Below are 17189 nucleotides of genomic sequence, written 5' to 3'. Positions count from 1 at the left end.
GCCTGCCTGGTGCGGCAAAACGTCAGCCCTGGACGCTGCGACGCTTGCGCGCGGCCCACATGATGCCGCCACCCGCGACTATGACCACGGCGGCAGCGCCGGCGATCAGCGGAGTGGAGCTGGAAGAGCCGGTCTCAGCCAGGTCACCCGGGTTGCTCGGCTTGGCAGAGGCCGGGGGCGCCTCGGCGGAACTGGTGGCCGTGCTCGGCGTGTCGGTCGGAGTGTCACTCGGCGAGGGAGTGGAACTCGGCGGCTGAGACGGCGTGGGCGACGGGCTCGGCGTGTTGTCGTCGCAGACCGGCGCCGTCTTGGATTCGTCGCGCGAGAACTTGTCGTCGTCGCCGGCCTTCACGACCAGACGGACGGTGAGCTCCTTGTCGTGCTTGGGGAGCTCGAGCTTCTTGTGGAAGTTCCCCTTGAACGTCTCGGTGGGCAGCAGGTCCTTGCCGTCCACCGTGACGGTCACGGTGTTGTCCTTCTCGGGGCTGTAGGCCTTCAGGTCGACGCTGACCTCTGTGCAGGTCACCTCCCACACCGGGGTGTGCGCCTGCGCGGTCCCGGCGCTCAGGCCGACGCCGAGAGCGCTGACCGTCGCGACAGCTGCGAAGGCTCCTGCACGCCGCCACGATCTGTTGATTGTTGTCACTAATTCCTCCACTGTTGCCACGCCACCCATCTGGCGGTGGGCGCACAGTACCGCCACGCTCCCAGGGCTTTACACCCACCCCACCCCTTTCTTTTACTGACTCGCGTCACCCAATGTGCCGCCCGCGCGGCGCAGTTCACGCACTCCCCCCATCACGCCGGAACGCCGACGGTGACCGAAATGAAGCGCAACGCGGCCGGCCCGCCCACAGGCGGATCGGGTCTTTCTCGACATCACTGAGGCGCGCGCGGACTGACCGGGGGGCCTTCCTTGCCCGGGTTCGTGATGCGGGTCCAGAGCGGAAGGACCAACCAGCAGAGGACGAACCAGAGCACCATGGCGACCACCAGCCACAGAGCGAGCGTGTCGTCCAGGACCAGCCGCAGGATGAGCAGCAGCGCCGAAGTCATCGTGCCCAGCAGCAGAAACAGTCCGAGGACGGTCAGGCGCGAGGCCCAGATGACCGTCTGCGGTTTGAGCATCAGTCCGGTCAGCAGCCGGTGGAACGACACCGGCCCGATCAGAGCGCCGACCGTCGCCGCCCCCAGGAGCACGGTCACCACATAGATGTTGCGGTCGGTGCCGGACAGTTCGACGAAACGGGGCTGGAAAGCCACGGCGAGCAGGAATCCGAACAGGATTTGCACACCGGTCTGCGCCACCCGCAATTCCTGGAGCAGATCACTCCATCGCCGGTCGGCCCGTTCCTCCTCCGTCTCGCGCCTGCCGCGTTGGCGGCTCTCTGCGGCGTGCTGTTCCATCTGGCGCCTCCCTTACATACCGAACTCCCTACGCGGCATCCTGCATGATCTCTCGGCGAAGTCGCTCGCAGCAGCTGCTGATGAGTCGCGACACGTGCATCTGAGAGATGCCGAGATCTTCGGCAATTCTGCTCTGCGTCATGTCACGGAAGAACCGCATGTAGAGGATCCTCCGTTCCCGCTCGGGTAATCGCCGCAGGCGGGGCTTCACAGCCTCGCGGTCGATGACGATGTCGAGCGCCGGATCGGGGCTGCCCAGTGCGTCGGACAGGGTGTGGCCGCCGTCGCTGCCCGGGTGTTCGGCGTCCAGGGACAGCGTGGTGAAGGAGTCGGCGGCCTCCAGACCTGCTCGGGTCTCGTCCAGGGTCAGCCCCGCCTGTGCGGCGATCTCGGCGAGGGTGGGTGCCCGTCCGGACACGCGCTGGAGGAGTTCGCGCTGGGCCGCCCGGACCCGGTTGCGCTGGTCCTGGACGCGGCGCGGCACATGCAGGGTCCACATGTGGTCCCGGAAGTGCCGCTTGACCTCGCCGGTGATGGTGGGCACGGCGAAGCTGGCGAACGCGCTGCCGCGCGCGGGGTCGTACCGGTCGACTGCCTTGACCAGGCCGAGGGCCGCGACCTGGCAGAGGTCTTCGAGGTTCTCGCCCCGGTTCCTGAACCGGCCGGCCAGCCGCTCCGCCATGGGCAGCCATGCTTTCACCAACTCCCGGCGCACGGCCTCGCGCTCGGCTCCCTCGGGAAGTTTCGCGAGCCGTTCGAAGGCGGCTGCGGTGTCGGGGGCGTCGTCGTGCGGATTCTTCCTGCTCGCTTGTGTGCGCATGAGGCGCTGCCACTCCCTCAACGGTGGGGACGGGATCATTACCGCCGCGGGAATGTGGACGCATCAAAGACACGTCAGGGCGCTTGGCGCCGCTCCCACGGACGTGCCTCCGGTCCGAAGCACAGATTTGCGTCTGCCCTCGGCCTCCCCCGGCAAACACCGGGCGAGGAATTCTGCCAATTCCTGAACACCGGAGCAGCGTGTATGTCGGAGAGGAATGGGCACCCGCTGGTTGGAGGTGCAGATTATGGTTCCCATCCTTCTCGTTCTGCTTCTCGCACTCGTTCTCTTCGGTGTGGGATTCGCCGTCAAGGCGCTGTGGTGGATTGCCATCGCCGTCCTGGTCGTATGGCTGCTGGGATTCCTGATGCGGAGCACGTCAGGGGCGGGCACAAGGGCTCGCTGGTACCGGTGGTAGACGAGAGAAGAACAATGAACGGCGGCCTTCGGGCCGCCGTTCGTCGTTTCAGTCCTTCTCAGTCCGCCCGCACTCGGTGGCTTCTCATGGCTCGGCGCACCACCGCTCGGAGCGGCACCGCTCAGCGCACCACCGCTTCTCCCACCAGCAGCCGTACCGCGGCCGCGATCGAGTCCGCGTCGATTCCCGACACCCGCAACTGCTCCTCGGGCGTGGCCGAAGCGGGCATGTTGCGGACACCGAGCCGCACCAGTCGCGGTACGGGCCGGCCGTCCGAGAAGGCTTCGGCGACCGCGTCGCCCAGGCCGCCCTCGGGGCGGTGGTCCTCCACGGTCAGCAGACAGCCCGTCTCATCGCCCGCCTGCTGCAGCGTCTGAGTATCGACCGGCTTGACGGAGTAGAGGTCGACGACGCGCACCGCTATGTTCTCGCCGTCCAGCAGCTCCGCGGCCGCGAGCGCCTCATGGACCGTCACTCCGGCGGCGACGACCGTCACACGGTCCTGCTCCCCCGACCGCAGCACCTTGGAGCCGCCCACCGGGAACTCCTCGTCCGGACCGTAGACGACCGGCGTGTCACCCCTGGTCGTACGCAGATAGCTCACATTCGGCAGCTCGGCCATCGCCTCGACCAGCCGGGCCGTCTGGTTGCCGTCGCAGGGGTAGAGCACCGTGCTGCCGTGCACGGCGCGGAACATCGCCAGGTCCTCGAGCCCCATCTGCGACGGCCCGTCCTGGCCGATGGCGACCCCCGCGTGCGATCCGACGACATTGATCGACGCGCGGCTGACGGCGGCCATCCGTATGAAGTCGTGGGCGCGGGTCAGGAAGGCCGCGAACGTGGCGGCGTACGGGACGTATCCCCGGGCCTGCAACCCCACGGCCGCCGCCACGAGTTGCTGCTCGGCGATGTAGCACTCGAAGTACCGGCTGGGGTGCGCCTTCGCGAAGTATTCGCTACGCGTCGAGTCGCCGACCTCCCCGTCGAGCGCGACCACGTCGCCGCGCACCGAGCCGAGGGCGGCGAGCGCCTGTCCGTACGCGGTGCGGGTGGCGACCGAGTCTCCGACGTCGAACCGCGGCGGCTCCAGATGCACGCTGTGGGCGCCGTGCAGCACGCGTGCCGCAGGCGGGGACTGGACCTCCACCCGGAGGAAACGCGGCCCGCCGAGTTCCTCAATGGCTGCGTCCGCGTCGGGCAGCGGCTTGCCGTGCATGCCCTCCCGGTCCTCCACGGCCGAGACACCGCGGCCCTTGCGGGTACGGGCGATGACCGCGGTGGGCCGCCGGAAAGTGGAGCGGGCCTCGGCGAGTGCCTCGTCCACCGCGGCGACGTCGTGCCCGTCGATCTCGACGGTGTGCCAGCCGAAGGCCTCCAGCCGGCGGGCGTAGGCGTCGAGATCCCACTCGTGGCGGGTTGGCCCGCGCTGGCCAAGCCGGTTCACATCGATGAGCAGCGTCAGATTGTCGAGATTCTCGTACGCCGCGTGCTCGATGGCCTCCCACACAGAACCCTCCGCCATCTCGCTGTCGCCCGAGAGCACCCATACCCGATAGGGGATCTGGTCCAGCTTCTTGCCCGCCAGCGCCATGCCGACGCCGATCGGCAGGCCCTGGCCGAGGGACCCGGTGCCCACGTCCACCCAGGGCAGCCGGGGCGTCGGATGCCCTTCGAGGCGGCTGTCGAGACGCCGGAAGGTGAGCAGCTCCTCGTCGTCGATGACGTGCGCCGCCTTGTACATGGCGTACAGCAGCGGTGAGGCATGCCCTTTGGAGAAGATCAGCCGGTCGTTGCCCGGATGGTCGGGGCGTTCGAAGTCGTAGCGCAGATGGTTGGCGAGCAGTACGGCGCCCAGGTCCGCTGCCGACATGGAGGACGTCGGATGCCCGGATCCGGCCGCGTCGGCGGCGCGGACCGCGTCCACGCGCAACTGCTGGCCCAGTTCCGCCAGTTGTTCGGTTCGCATGTCACTCCTCATTTACCGTGGGGGCCGGGACCCGAGCGAGTTCCGGCGAAGCGGTGTCCAGCGGGACCGACCAGGAGCGGACGAGGCCCAACTGGACGGACTGGCGCGGCAACGCGGCATCCAGCAACCAGTCGGCGGCGACGCGCACCCGGTTCCCCGGCATGGCGGCCAGGTGGTAGCCACGGGTGACAGCGCCCGCGAGCGGCCCGGACAGCGGCACTCCGAGGGGGTTCGCTGCGGCCTGGACCCCGCCGAGGTCGACGAGGAAGCCAAGGTCGTGATGGCTGTACGCACGCTGCTCGCCGCGCCCGAGGGAGGCTGCGACATTGAGTCCGGCCAGCTTTCCCTGGCGTGAGGCGTGCTGGGCTGTCATCGGCGTGTACTGGCCGGGCCTGGTCGGGTCCGGCACCGCGGCCGCGTCGCCGCAGGCGAAGAACTCGGGGTGCCCGGGTACGGTCAGCCGCGAGTCGACGAGCAGACGGCCGCGCTCGACAGGCAGTCCGACGTCGGACACCAGTGGGTCGGGCCGCACGCCCACACACCAGATCAGCGTCCTCGTGTCGATGAACTCCCCGTCGTCCAGCAGGACTCCGTCCCGGGTGGCCTCCTTGACCGATGTCCCGGTCCGGATGTCGACGCCGCGCCGGCGCAGTACACGGTCGGCCGTCGAGGAGAGCCTGCGGTCGAGCTCGGGCAGCACTCGCTCGGCGATGTCGAGCAGCAGCCAGCGCACCGGGCCGCCCTGGTCCCCGGTGCGCTGCTTGCGGGTCAGCGCGTCGGTGAAGAGCTTTCCCTGGGCGGCGACTTCGGTGCCGGTGTAACCGGCGCCGACGACCACGAAGGTGCGCCGGGACGCACGCTCCTGTGAGGTCGTGGCGGTAGCGGCCATCTCGATCTGCCGTGTGATGTGGTCGCGCAGGTACAGCGCCTCGGGCAGACCGCGGAAGCCGTGCGCATGGTCGGCGATCCCGGGCACGGGAAGCAGTTTGTTGACACTGCCGACGGCCAGGACGAGTCGGTCGTACTCCAGCGCACCGGAGCCGCCCTCGGGGTCCGTGTAGTGAACGCGCCGCTCGGCCAGATCGATCCCGACGGCCTCGCCGAGCACCAGCCGCACACGTGGCAGAGAGTCGGGAATCGACACGGTCACCCGGCGGGGTTCCAGGATTCCTGCCGCAACCTGAGGCAGCAGCGGCAGATAGAGGAAATAGTCGGTCGGGTTGAGCACGATGATCTCGGCTTTGTCACGAGCTGCCCGGGACAGTGCACGGGCGGCCTGGAAACCGGCGAATCCGGCTCCGACGACAACGACACGGGAACGGATCACGATCTACTCCGGCGCGGAATCGGAAGTGGTGCGGCGGACGGCGGGCGAGTGCCCCTGGGTCACCGCGCGAAACCGGCGCCGTCACTCATACGTGCGGCGACCCCGCTCGTCGTCGACAACGGGGGTCGTCGGCGGCACGATGACGCGACGGCGCTTGGCGATGCTCGTGAACGTGGCGACACCGATGATGCCGACGGCCATGAGGATCAGACCAATCACGTCGAGGTTTGCGCCCTGCACTTTCCAGTCTGTGGCAAACGTCAGGATCGCGCCGACTGCGATGAGGATGATGCACCCACCCAGGCCCATGCGACTCACCTTCCTGTTCGAAGTGCTGGTCGCAGCCGGGTACCCGCGCCGGGGCCGGTCATGCGCGGGTACAGCGGAGCCGCGGCCGCTGTGCCCTGCCCTGTGGGAGGGGGTCCTGCCCGCGGCGGACAGTCGCGGCTCGCGTGTACGAAGCCACGGGGGCAGGATGAGGTGCGAGCCCATTTCCCCCGATACTGCCCGGGCCGGCGCTGGGGCCCATTCGACCGGGACACCGAGTGTGATGGACAAGGAAACGACAGCGGCCAAGTCCGCAGCTGCGACGTCGAGCGCCGCCGTGTTCGGCGCGCCCTGCTGGGTCAGTCTCATGACGCGTGATCTCAAAGCCGCCCAGGATTTCTACGGTGCGGTCCTGGGGTGGCGGTTCCGCAAGGGCAGACTGGGCGAACAGTTCAGCGTCGCCTTCCACGACGGCGCGCCGGTCGCGGGCATCGGAGCCCTGGCACCCCAGCTGCAGATCGCCGTCGCCTGGACCCCGTACTTCGCCGTCACCGACACGGATGAGGCAGCGGCACGTATCCGGGAGCGCAGCGGCACCGTCGCGGTCGGCCCGCTCACCTTCTCGCTGGGCCGGGGAGCCCTGGCCGCCGACCGGGACGGCGCCATTTTCGGGATCTGGGAGGGCGAGCTCATCCCTGACTGGCACACCTGGCGCAAGAGCACGCCCGCCTGGCTGCGGCTGCGGACGCGGGACGCGTTCGATGCCGCCATTTTCTACGGAGAGGTCCTTGAGTGGGCATCCGAGCGCCCTGGCGCCTGCGAGGTCAGCTACGAGGAGGACGAGGTCGTGCTGCGCAGCAACGGGCACGTACTCGCGCGCCTCAGCTCCGGTGCGAGTGCAGGCTCCAGTACGAGTGAAGATGCGCCCGATCTCATGATCCAGCCCCGCTGGCACATCCACTTCCCGGTCAAGGACGTGGACGCCACCGCCGAGGCTGCCCTCGACAATGGCGGCTTCGTACTGGTCAGGCGGTCCACGCCACATGGTCCCGAGGTGACGCTGCGCGACGCCGACGGAGCCCTCTTCACGATCACCAGCCGTCAATTCCTCGAGTGACGACCCGGTGGCCTTCTTCGGCCGGAATGAGGCGGCGCCGACAGCTGATGTGCCCAACTGGCCGGCGCCTGCGTTCCCTCGTACGTAGGGAACTTCCAGGCCCAGTACCGCAATCACAGCGCGCGAAACACCGCGGAGAGTGTCTTTGCCGTGTCGCAATGAAGCCCCTGCGTGCATGTGTCCGGGGTGCGTGCATGTGTCCGAGGCGCTTCCCTGGGCACACGCGTGAGGAAGACACGACGTCTGCCAGAGGGTCCTTGAGCAGGAAGGAGCGGAACCATGGCGCAGGGGAACGACGGAGAGCGGGCGCTCGAGAGCGCAGCTGCCCCGGCATGGGCCGCTTCGGACGAGATGCAGTACCGGATCGTGAGTGCGGAAGTGGAAGCTCGTGTGCTGCGCGAGGAGGTCGACGGGCTGCGCCGGGCACTCCGTACGCACCCGGTGATCGACATGGCGCGCGGCGTCATCATGGCAACGGCATCGTGCACGCCGGACCAGGCCTGGCAGGTACTGGTACAGGTCTCCCAGCGCACCAACATCAAGCTCCGCGAGATCGCGCAGGGCATCGTGGACAGCATCGACGGCTCGCCGCCGTCCCGGCCGATCCGCGCCGCGCTGCGTACCGCTCTGGCGGCCCTGCACGAGAGCGGGCAGTGACCGGCGGCCGGTCCGTCGTGGCTGCCGGTCACTGCCCGGAGCAGGCGGCGCAGCTTGCGGAGAAATGCCCGGCGGCCGTCCGTGCAGCAGTCAGCTGTTGCCCAGCTTGCGCTTGAGCTCGGCCTTGTTCATCGAAGACCGCCCTTGGATGTTGCGACGCTGCGCCTCCGCGTACAGCTGGTCGTACGTCGGCCCCTCGGATCCGCTGTGCGAGCGCTTGCCACCGCGCCGGGACGACGACATGTCCTGAGTGGAACTCTTGCTCGCCGTACGGGACTCACCGGAGCGGGCCCGTTCCTTGTTCACGGTGCGCGCGGCGATCTCCTCCGCGCGCTCCTTGCTCTCGCCGCGCTGCTGAGCGCTCTCCTTGATGTGCTCGTACTGACGTTCACGCTTGGGACTCGAACCGCGAGGCATGGCAACTCCTTCGCCGTTGTGTGGCTGATTCCCCCGGAGATTCCCCCACCGCGACGCTCCCCCTACGAGTTACCGCATCCTCCCCGGGCAAACACCGGGTTGCCAGGTCAGACGACTGCGGACACATGCTCCGCAGGGCCTGCCCGCGTAGAATCCAGATCGGGCGGATCACCCGTTTGCGTTGTCTGCTCGGGATGGGAGTGGTCGTGATCATGCCTGCGCCGGAGCCTTCGGGTTCGAGCGGCGGGCACGACCAGCTGTCCGCAGCGGTCGCCGCCCTCGCCGCCGACAACGCCTCTCTGCGCGAGCAGCTCTCGCAACGGCATCTGATCGACCTGGCCACCGGGATTCTGGTGACACAGCTGGAGGTGTCTCCCGCCGAAGCCGCCGAACACCTCGCGCGCCTCGCCGAGGCGACCGGTCTGAGCTCCGAGGACCTCGCCGCGGACATCGTGAACGGCGTGGCGGGGACCATCGCCGTCGCGCCGCGTGCGCCGTCATCGGGCGGTGACGGCAGCGATCACGGCGCAGCCGTCGCCGAGGCTCGCAGGACACGCCGCGTCGCCAGCGCCGCAGAGGCTGATCACACGGTCAGCCAGGCGGCGGCCACCCTGCTGGAGGGCGGTCTGGGTCCACTCGGCGTGGAGAGTCTGTGGCTGTGGCGCCGGATGGAGTCCGACTGTTTCCGGCTGGCCGGACACGCCGGCGTGAGTGCCACGGAAGCGGCGCGATGGCAGTGGATCCCGCCTGCGGCCCCCGCGCCGTTTCACCAGGTGGTCGCGGAAGGCTCCCCTCTCTGGTCGGCCTCGGGGGTGCCCCCCGGCTCCGTCCTTCCGGGCGCTCCCGAGGCTGCCCGTGCCCTGCTCCCGCTGCGTCTCAAGGGCGCTACCGTGGGGCTGGCTCTCGTCGTCTGGCCCGGGCCCGCTGACCTCGACGACAACTTCCGCCGCGCGCTGACCGACCTCATCGACGTGGCAGCGAGGGTGCTGAACGCCACGGAGACCGAACCCTCCCCCTCTCCGCTGCTCGACGACCTGCTCGACTCCCTGGCTCATCCGGCGATGATCCTGCATCGTGAGCCGGACTCGTCGAAGCTGTCGGTCGAGTACCTCAACGAGCCGGCGTCCAAGGCCCTCGGCGGCAGCTACCCGGCAGTGGGCCGGCCCATCGAAGTCGCCTTCCCTCACCACCATTCCGACCTCGCGATGCTGTCCCAAGAGGCGCACTCCGGGACCACTGTCCGGCGCGCGGCCAGGCTGCCTGCGGAGCACGGCCCCGGCGCCCCCGACCCGCTTCTCGACGTACGCGTCCTGTCGGCAGGCGCCGAGCAGACCATCGTCCTGTGGCACACCGGCAGTGACCGGCGTCTGTCCGCGATGCGCGCACTGGGCCGGCTGCAGGGCGTCGCACCGTTCGAGGACGATCTCACCACCGGCACCTCCGCATGGAGTGAACAGGCGTACGGAATTCTCGGCGTCGACCGGGAGTCGGAGCCCTTCCCGCTGGCGGGACTGCAGCTCCGGGTCCACCCGGAGGACGCCGACAATCTGGCCGAGCTTCTGTCGACGCTCAATGAACGGCGCACAAGCGCGGTCGCGGTCGTCCGCATCACCCGTGAGGACGGCGGACTCCGACACGTACGGATCGCCGCGGAGCCGCTGCTGGACGAGGGGGTCCTCACCGGAATCACCGGTGTCTACCAGGATGTTTCCGCCGGGTTCCACACAGAGGTCGCTCTCAGCGCGACTTTCGACCAGCTCACCGCCGTACAGGCGCAGGCTGCCCTGCGGCACCAGCTGGCCCTCCAGCTCCAGCAGGCCATCGTCCCCGAGATGCCCGCGGTTCAGCGACTGCCGGGACTGCAGGCGACGGCGCGCTACCGGCCCGCGGTGCAGGAGTACCGCGTGGGCGGCGACTGGTACGACGTGCTCCCGCTGCCCAACGGCAAGGTACTGGTCGCGGTGGGCGACATGGCCGGGCACGGCATCGACTCCGCCACCGGAATGGTCGCCCTGCGCAATGCGCTGCGGGGGCTGGCGTTCACCGGGCACACCCCGGGACGGCTCATGGAGTGGCTGAACGACGTCACCATCAACACCCAGGGGCACCCGACAGCGACCGCGGTCTGCGCACTCTACGATCCGGCCGACCGGACACTGTGCTGGGCCAGCGCCGGGCATCTGCCGCTGCTGCTGGTACGCGGCGGCAGGGCTCGGCTGCTCGATCCGCCGCGGGACGTCCTGCTGGGGGCCGTGCCGTCCTCCGTCTACCAGGAGACGACCACCCAACTGATAACGGGCGACACGCTGTTTCTGTACACGGACGGACTCATCGAGCGCCGTCACGACGCCCTGGACGAGGGGCTCGACGGGCTGCGACGGGCTGCGGAGGAGCTGAGCATCTGCGAGGTCGAGGAACAGGCCGACCGCCTGCTGAACTCGGCCCCGGGCGACACGGACGACGACACGAGCCTCATCGCGGTACGGATCGTCTGAGAGCGTGCATGTTCGGGTTCTGAGCACGCGCGGGTTCCGACGCCCGCCCGGGTTCCGAGCACGCGCGGTCAGCCGCCGCGCGTGAGCCACATGCGGATTCTCGCCATCAGGTCGTCCGCGTCCACCGGCTTGGCCACATAGTCGCTGGCTCCCGCCGCCAGGGCCTGCGCGCGGTCGCCCGGCATGGCCTTGGCGGTGACGGCGATGATCGGCACATCGGCGAATCGGGGCAGTTCCCTGATCGCCGCCATGGTGGCGTTGCCGTCCATGCCGGCCATCATCACGTCCATCACGATGAGATCCACCTCGACGTGCTGCATGAGCAGATCGATCCCCGCTCTGCCGTTGTCCGCCTGGAGCACCACCATCCCCTCGCGTTCCAGGACCTCGGTCAGCGCAAAGATGTTCCGGATGTCGTCGTCCACCACCAGCACCGTGTGTCCCGTGGCCGGTTCCGCCTCGTGCATGACGCCCTCGGCGAGCTCCCGCCTGCCCTCCTCGCCCCGCTGCTTCCGGGCCGGAGCCCGAGCCGGCAGATACAGCGTGAAGGAACTGCCCCTGCCCACGGTGCTCTCCGCGACGATGGTGCCGCCGAGCAGCTGCGCCACCTCACGGCTGATGGACAGCCCGAGTCCGGTACCGCCGTACTGCCGGGACGTGGTGCCGTCGCCCTGCTGAAAAGCGCCGAACACACTCTGCAGACGATCGTCCGGGATGCCGATCCCGGTATCGGTGACCCGGAAGGCGACCACCGGACCGGAGTCGCGCAGGGAAGTCGGCAACCGCCCCTCGGTGACAGGGTGGACGCGGAGCTCGACGCTGCCCTCCTCGGTGAACTTCAGCGCGTTGGAGAGCAGATTGCGCAGAACCTGCCGGAGCCGGGCCTCGTCGGTGATGAGTTCCTCGGGGATCCCCGGCGCCGCGACCACATGGAACTCCAGATCACGGTCGCTCGCCACCGGCCGGAAGGTCGCCTCGACGTACTCAAGGAGCTGATGCAGAGAGAAGGGCTCGGCGTGGATGTCCATCTTTCCGGCTTCGACCTTCGACAGATCCAGGATGTCGTTGATCAGCTGGAGCAGGTCGGAGCCCGCGGAGTGGATCACCTCGGCGTAGTCGACCTGTTTCGACGTCAGATTGCCTTCGAGGTTCTGCGCGAGCAACTGGGCAAGGATCAGCAGGCTGTTCAGTGGCGTACGGAGTTCATGGCTCATGTTGGCCAGGAACTCGGACTTGTACATCGAGGTGCGGGAGAGCTGCTGGGCGCGGGCCTCCAGCTCCTGACGGGCCTGCTCGATCTCCAGGTTCTTGCGCTCGATGTCCCGGTTGCGGTCGGCCAGCAGCGCCGCCTTTTCCTTCAGTTCGGCGTTGGAGCGCTGCAGTTCCTCCTGCCGCGCCTGCAACTCGCCGGAACGGGCGCTGAGTTCGGCGGTCAGGCGCTGCGACTGGTCCAGCAGTTCGTCGGTACGCACATTGGCGATCAGCGAGCTGAGGTTCACGCCGACCGTCTCGATGAACTGGTCGAGGAAGTCCCGGTGGATGACGGTCAGGGGGCGCAGCGTCGCGAGTTCGATGGCGCCGAGCACCTGCTCCTCCACGACGATCGGCAGCACGATCAGATGGCTGGGATCCATCCGGCCGGTGCCGGACACGATGGTCGCGTACCCGGGCGGCAGGTCCTCCACGGTGATGGTGTGGCGGCTCTTTGCGGCCTGCCCGACCAGGGACTGGCCGAGCCGGAAGCGGCGAGGTCCGGTGGCCGGGTCGTCCGGCAAACCGTATGCGGAGGTCATGACCAGTTCGAGCCCTTCGCCCTCGTCCCGGGCCAGGAAGAAGCCGCCGTACTGGGCGGAGACGAGCGGGGGCACCTCCGTCATGATCAGCTCGGCGACCGCGGAGAGGCTTCTGGTGCCCTGCATCAGGCTGGACACCCGCGCCAGATGGGTCTTGAGCCAGTCCTGCTCCTCATTGGCCCTAGTCGTCGCACGCAGCGATTCGACCATCGCGTTGATGTTGTCCTTGAGGTCTCCGACCTCTCCGGGCGCCTCGACCGTGATGGAGCGGGTGAGGTCGCCCTCCGCGACCGCGCTGGTCACCTCGGCGATGGCGCGCACCTGCCGGGTCAGATTGCCGGCCAGTTCATTGACGTTCTCGGTGAGCCTCTTCCAGGTACCGGCAACGCCCTCCACCTCGGCCTGGCCGCCGAGCCGCCCCTCGCTGCCCACTTCGCGGGCCACACGCGTGACCTCGGCGGCGAACGACGACAGCTGGTCGACCATGGTGTTGATGGTGGTCTTGAGCTCCAGGATCTCCCCGCGCGCATCGACGTCGATCTTGCGCGTCAGATCGCCGCCGGCGACGGCGGTGGTGACCTGGGCGATGTTACGGACCTGATTGGTGAGGTTGTTCGCCATGGAGTTGACGTTGTCGGTCAGGTCCTTCCAGGTGCCCGACACGCCCCGGACGGTGGCCTGTCCGCCGAGCTTTCCGTCGGTGCCCACCTCGCGTGCTACCCGGCTGACCTCCTCGGCGAACGACGACAGCCGGTCCACCATCGTGTTGATGGTCTCCTTCAGCTCCAGGATCTCCCCGCGCGCATCGACCCGGATCTTCTGGGTGAGGTCGCCGCGGGCCACTGCCGTGGCGACCTGGGCGATGGAGCGCACCTGCGACGTCAGATTGTCCGCCATGGTGTTGACGCCCGTGGTGAGCTCCAGCCAGACGCCTTGCACCCGCGGCTCGCGCGCATGACCGCCGAGCAGGCCCTGTCCGCCCACCTCGCGGGCGACCCGGGTCACCTCGGAGGTGACCAGCAGGAGCTGCTCCACCATGGCGTTGTAGATGGTCGCGATCTCGCCGAGGAGCCCGCCGGCGTCGTCGGGGAGGCGGGCGGAGAGATCGCCGTCACGTACGGCTGTGAGCCCGGCCAGCAGCTTCCGCAACCCGTCCTCGCCCAGCTCCGCGGGCGGCCGGGCGCGATCGGGGTCGGGCGTGTGGGCAGAGACATCCATCGCAGACCTCGCGCCGTCGTCACTCGCTGCGCCGTCGATGCCCCGCGGAGAGGCGCTCTCAACGGCTCTACCCACTGTGGCACGCGGCTTCGGTCCGGTCACCCTGGCGCGATCCCCGTCGTTCCTGGTCACTGGGGACGGGACGCTGCCTGCTCAAGGGCCCTGCTCACTCGGGGACGAGAACCATGAACCAGACCACCTTGCCCGTATCGCGAGGCATCCAGCCCCAGCCGGCGGAGAGCCGCTGCAGCAGATACAGGCCGTGCCCGGACGTCCGGGCGGCCCGATGCCGGTGGCGCGGCCGGGGCCGTTCCGGGCTGGTGTCGCTGACCTGGACCCATAGCCGCCCAGGAGTACTGTCGAGCCTCAGCTCGGTGGGGGCTCCGCCGTGCAGGCAGGCATTGGTGACGATCTCGGACACGAGCAGCAGGACATCCGCCGTGATCATGCCTGCGGTCGGTCCTGACAGGCTGTACCACTCGTCGAGTACCTGCCTCGTCAGGTCGCGGCACTGGCCGACCACGCCGGGTCCGCCCTCCAGCGGAAATCGGCGGCTGTGCAATACAAGCCGCTCTTTCTGAGCCCGATCCATGTCATACGCGTGCCCCGCAAATCGACATTAAAGCGCGAGAAACGGGCATCTCCTGGAGAGAAGCTCGCACGACGGTCCCACTGCATCCAACAGCGCCGGCCTTCGCCCCGTCGAAGGAACCCCATGGCCAGCAGCATTCACACCGACCGGACTACCGACGAGAGGACGCCGTCGCAACCGCGACAGGAACGCATGGTCCGCCGCAGCGCACTGGACGGCCTGCCGGAGATCTCCGATCCGCGCTCCGTCAGCACCATGGACGCGCGCACCTTGTCGGTCTCGCTGTTCAGGCGTCTCGCGATGCTCGAGGAGGGCACGGCCGAGTACGCGTACGTACGCAACACCCTGGTCGAGCTCAATCTCAGCCTGGTGAAATTCGCCGCGCAGCGGTTCCGGGCCCGCTCCGAGCCCGTCGAAGACATCGTCCAGGTGGGAACGATCGGCCTCATCAAGGCGATCAACCGCTTCGACGTCGAGCGCGAGGTGGAGTTCACCAGCTTCGCCCTGCCGACCATCGTCGGCGAGATGAAGCGCTTCTTCCGCGACACCAGCTGGGCCGTCCAGGTGCCGCGCCGGCTCCAGGAGCTGCGCATCGACCTGGCCAGGGCACGTGACGCCATGGAGCAAGACCTGGGACGTCCGCCGACGGCGGCCGAACTGGGCGAATGCCTCGGGCTCAGCGAGGCCGAAGTGGTCGAGGGCGAACAGGCGGCCAACGGCTATGTCGCCCGCTCCCTGGACGCTCCGCCCAACGAGGACGAGGCTGTGGGCGCGGTCGGCCGGAGTCTCGGCAGGGAGGATCCGGCGTTCGACATCGTGGAGTCCCTGGAGTCCCTCAAGCCGGTGATCGCCGGCCTCGGGGAGCGAGACCGGCTCATCCTGTCGCTGCGCTTCGGCGACGAGCTGACGCAGTCCGAGATCGGGGCCCGGCTGGGCCTCTCCCAGATGCATGTCTCACGGCTGCTGGCACGCATCCTCGCGACGCTGCGCGCCGCGTTGCTGGACGACGGGGACGACGACACCGCCATTGACTCCTAGTTTCTGTCCGGCCGATAGTTTCTGTCCGGCCGATCTTGCCGGGCCTGCGAGAGCCGGTGCCTCAGGCTCAGGGACGGGTGACCTCGACCCACACGACCTTCCCGCCCTCCAGCGGTGCCCAGCCCCAGCGGTGAGCCAGCCGCTCCAGCACCATCAGGCCGTGCCCGCCCGGCTGCGACGCATCGCCCGGCGACCGTGGCCTCGGAGGCTCCGGGCTGCCGTCGACGACCTCGATCCGCAGCTGGTCGCCACTGTGGTGGAGAACCAGCTCCTTCGGCCCTCCCGCGTGCAGACAGGCGTTGGTGACCACCTCGGAGACGAGCAGCAGCACGTCCTCGACGAGCTCCGTCTCCTCGTCCGCAGTGGTGTGCGCCCACTCCCAGTCGGCCAGGGCCACCCTGGTGAAGTCGCGGCAGCGGCTCACCACGCCCTTGGTTGCGAACAGCGCCAGACGACGTGTCTGCCCCTGTCCGCGGAGGCTCACGCCCATCGGCACCTCCGCTCACTTCGCCTGCTGGTCCGCCAGCGCCGCGTCGAGACTGGCGTACACCTGGAACACCTGATGGGCACCGGTGATGTCGAACATGCGCGCCACCGGCGGCCGCAGCGCAGCGAGCTCGAGCCGACCGCCCGCCTCGCGCGCGGCCAGCCTGGCCCGCAGCAGTACGTTCAGGCCGGTGGAGTCGCAGAACCGCAGGTCGGCGCAGTCGACCACAATCCGGTCGGGCGCGGCCCGCACGCTGTCCGCCAGGGCCTCACGGAGCGGCTCCGCCGTGTCGTGATCGAGTTCGCCCGAGAGTACGAGCACGATGGCGTCGGCCCCCGGCCTCACTTCGACGCCGAAGCGTCCGCCACCGGCCATACCGTCCCCCTCTGGCTGCCCGGCAACTCCCGACACCATGGGGTTTCTCCCGCCTCCTCGACGTCCTTCTTGTCAGGTCCAGGTGCCCACTGCGGTGACGCGGCCGGCGTCCTGAGACTCGGCGCTACGGCATGGCACACTCTCGACGTTGGCAGGATGAGAACGGCACCGCCACCGGACCTGTCTCTGAGGCCCCTGTCGGAATAGAGGGAACGTACCCGCCGGCCACGCCTCCACACCCCCGCTCGGCCGACCGCCGCACGCCGGCCCGGGGATCATTCGCCGAGGAGCGGGTACTCGCACCGTCCCGAACCTCTCCGGACAACACACCTAGTCGCGACGCGACACCGCCTTCACGACATCCCGCGCACTGCGACAGGACTCGTGCGCGGGCAGTGCGTTCACGAGGTCGATCAGTCGGTCCGGAGCATGCCGCTCACGCAGAATGTGCACCAGGTCCCGACGCTTCGCCGGGAAGGCCGCGCGGCCCAGGTGACGGGCCAGCTCGACCTCCAACTGCTCATCGGCGCCCAGGGAGCCCACCGTAGGCACCGGGCCCCATGCGATCTCCGGGTCGTCATCGGCACCCGGCTCCGGGTCGTGCCATTCCGCTACCCGGGTGGGGTGTCCGGAACGGAGCAGCCCCTGCAATTCATGCTTCATCTCCTCGTCCTTGTGGACGCTGAGGCGGTCGCTGCCTCGCTGCATGTCCTCCTCCTCGCTCGTGGGGACTGTGCGCGTACCCGATCCGTCCGCCCTGACACAGACGGCACGGGCCGAATGCCCACTTCCGGC

17 protein-coding genes are annotated in these 17189 nt (G+C 68.9%); 5 read left to right on the top strand and 12 right to left on the bottom strand.

The genetic code is table 11. The annotated features are described in order from the left end of the window. Window positions 1–22: 22 nt before the first annotated feature. From OG729_RS36075 to OG729_RS36065, 3 genes are all read right to left on the bottom strand, one after another. Complete coding sequence (locus tag OG729_RS36075) at window positions 23–646, bottom strand: Hsp20/alpha crystallin family protein (RefSeq protein ID WP_360868367.1); 624 nt, start codon at window positions 644–646, stop codon at window positions 23–25. Window positions 647–879: 233 nt separating this feature from the next. Further along, window positions 880–1407 carry a DUF6328 family protein gene (locus tag OG729_RS36070; protein ID WP_405810195.1) on the bottom strand — a complete coding sequence of 176 codons (528 nt, stop codon included), beginning with the start codon at window positions 1405–1407 and terminating at the stop codon, window positions 880–882. A gap of 28 nt (window positions 1408–1435) precedes the next feature. After that, a complete protein-coding gene (locus OG729_RS36065; RefSeq protein WP_405810193.1) occupies window positions 1436–2227 on the bottom strand; it encodes a SigB/SigF/SigG family RNA polymerase sigma factor in 792 nt (263 codons plus the stop codon). 247 nt (window positions 2228–2474) lie between these two features. Here OG729_RS36065 and OG729_RS36060 point away from each other — a divergent pair, with 247 nt between their 5' ends. Continuing rightward, window positions 2475–2645 (top strand): hydrophobic protein, encoded by a 171-nt coding sequence (locus OG729_RS36060; protein WP_360868355.1) that lies wholly within the window; start codon window positions 2475–2477, stop codon window positions 2643–2645. Between the two features lie 121 nt (window positions 2646–2766). On the opposite strand, the gene OG729_RS36055 is transcribed toward OG729_RS36060, so the two are convergent. From OG729_RS36055 to OG729_RS36045, 3 genes are all read right to left on the bottom strand, one after another. Continuing rightward, complete coding sequence (locus tag OG729_RS36055; RefSeq protein WP_405810191.1) at window positions 2767–4611, bottom strand: transketolase; 1845 nt, start codon at window positions 4609–4611, stop codon at window positions 2767–2769. 1 nt (window position 4612) lies between these two features. After that, a complete protein-coding gene (locus OG729_RS36050) occupies window positions 4613–5938 on the bottom strand; it encodes an NAD(P)/FAD-dependent oxidoreductase (RefSeq protein WP_405810190.1) in 1326 nt (441 codons plus the stop codon). Between the two features lie 81 nt (window positions 5939–6019). Continuing rightward, on the bottom strand, window positions 6020–6247 hold the full coding sequence (locus OG729_RS36045; RefSeq protein WP_360868345.1) for a DUF6458 family protein: 228 nt from the start codon (window positions 6245–6247) through the stop codon (window positions 6020–6022). A 241-nt stretch (window positions 6248–6488) separates the two neighbouring features. Between OG729_RS36045 and OG729_RS36040 the strand changes: the two genes are divergently transcribed. Beyond that, window positions 6489–7322, top strand: coding sequence for a VOC family protein (locus tag OG729_RS36040; RefSeq protein WP_405810189.1), 834 nt, complete (start codon window positions 6489–6491; stop codon window positions 7320–7322). Window positions 7323–7601: 279 nt separating this feature from the next. Beyond that, on the top strand, window positions 7602–7979 hold the full coding sequence (locus OG729_RS36035; protein WP_405810187.1) for an ANTAR domain-containing protein: 378 nt from the start codon (window positions 7602–7604) through the stop codon (window positions 7977–7979). Between the two features lie 90 nt (window positions 7980–8069). Here OG729_RS36035 and OG729_RS36030 read toward each other — a convergent pair whose 3' ends face one another. Continuing rightward, entirely contained in the window at window positions 8070–8396 is a 327-nt protein-coding gene (locus OG729_RS36030; RefSeq protein ID WP_360868336.1) for a plasmid stabilization protein, read from the bottom strand. A gap of 212 nt (window positions 8397–8608) precedes the next feature. Between OG729_RS36030 and OG729_RS36025 the strand changes: the two genes are divergently transcribed. After that, on the top strand, window positions 8609–10891 hold the full coding sequence (locus OG729_RS36025; RefSeq protein ID WP_405810185.1) for a SpoIIE family protein phosphatase: 2283 nt from the start codon (window positions 8609–8611) through the stop codon (window positions 10889–10891). 68 nt (window positions 10892–10959) lie between these two features. Here the strand turns inward: OG729_RS36025 and OG729_RS36020 are convergent, their stop codons facing one another. Together OG729_RS36020 and OG729_RS36015 are read right to left on the bottom strand one after the other, a co-directional pair. Then, complete coding sequence (locus OG729_RS36020; RefSeq protein WP_405810184.1) at window positions 10960–13902, bottom strand: HAMP domain-containing protein; 2943 nt, start codon at window positions 13900–13902, stop codon at window positions 10960–10962. Between the two features lie 166 nt (window positions 13903–14068). Further along, entirely contained in the window at window positions 14069–14464 is a 396-nt protein-coding gene (locus OG729_RS36015; RefSeq protein WP_360868327.1) for an ATP-binding protein, read from the bottom strand. A gap of 222 nt (window positions 14465–14686) precedes the next feature. Here OG729_RS36015 and OG729_RS36010 point away from each other — a divergent pair, with 222 nt between their 5' ends. Further along, the gene (locus OG729_RS36010; RefSeq protein ID WP_405811399.1) at window positions 14687–15532 is read left to right on the top strand and encodes a SigB/SigF/SigG family RNA polymerase sigma factor; all 846 of its coding nucleotides are present in this window, start codon (window positions 14687–14689) and stop codon (window positions 15530–15532) included. Between the two features lie 67 nt (window positions 15533–15599). Here the strand turns inward: OG729_RS36010 and OG729_RS36005 are convergent, their stop codons facing one another. From OG729_RS36005 to OG729_RS35995, 3 genes are all read right to left on the bottom strand, one after another. Beyond that, window positions 15600–16022: an ATP-binding protein gene (locus tag OG729_RS36005; RefSeq protein ID WP_405810183.1), complete on the bottom strand. Its 423-nt coding sequence runs from the start codon at window positions 16020–16022 to the stop codon at window positions 15600–15602. Window positions 16023–16034: 12 nt separating this feature from the next. Then, window positions 16035–16394 carry an STAS domain-containing protein gene (locus OG729_RS36000; protein WP_405810181.1) on the bottom strand — a complete coding sequence of 120 codons (360 nt, stop codon included), beginning with the start codon at window positions 16392–16394 and terminating at the stop codon, window positions 16035–16037. Between the two features lie 330 nt (window positions 16395–16724). Continuing rightward, window positions 16725–17102, bottom strand: a complete 378-nt coding sequence (locus tag OG729_RS35995; protein ID WP_405810179.1) for a DUF2795 domain-containing protein — start codon at window positions 17100–17102, stop codon at window positions 16725–16727. Between the last annotated feature and the right edge of the window lie 87 nt (window positions 17103–17189).

This window comes from Streptomyces sp. NBC_00210, from assembly GCF_045160975.1.
Taxonomy (GTDB): domain Bacteria; phylum Actinomycetota; class Actinomycetes; order Streptomycetales; family Streptomycetaceae; genus Streptomyces.
Note: the sequence above shows the minus strand (reverse complement) of the source record. Positions and strands in the feature narration are given on the sequence as shown.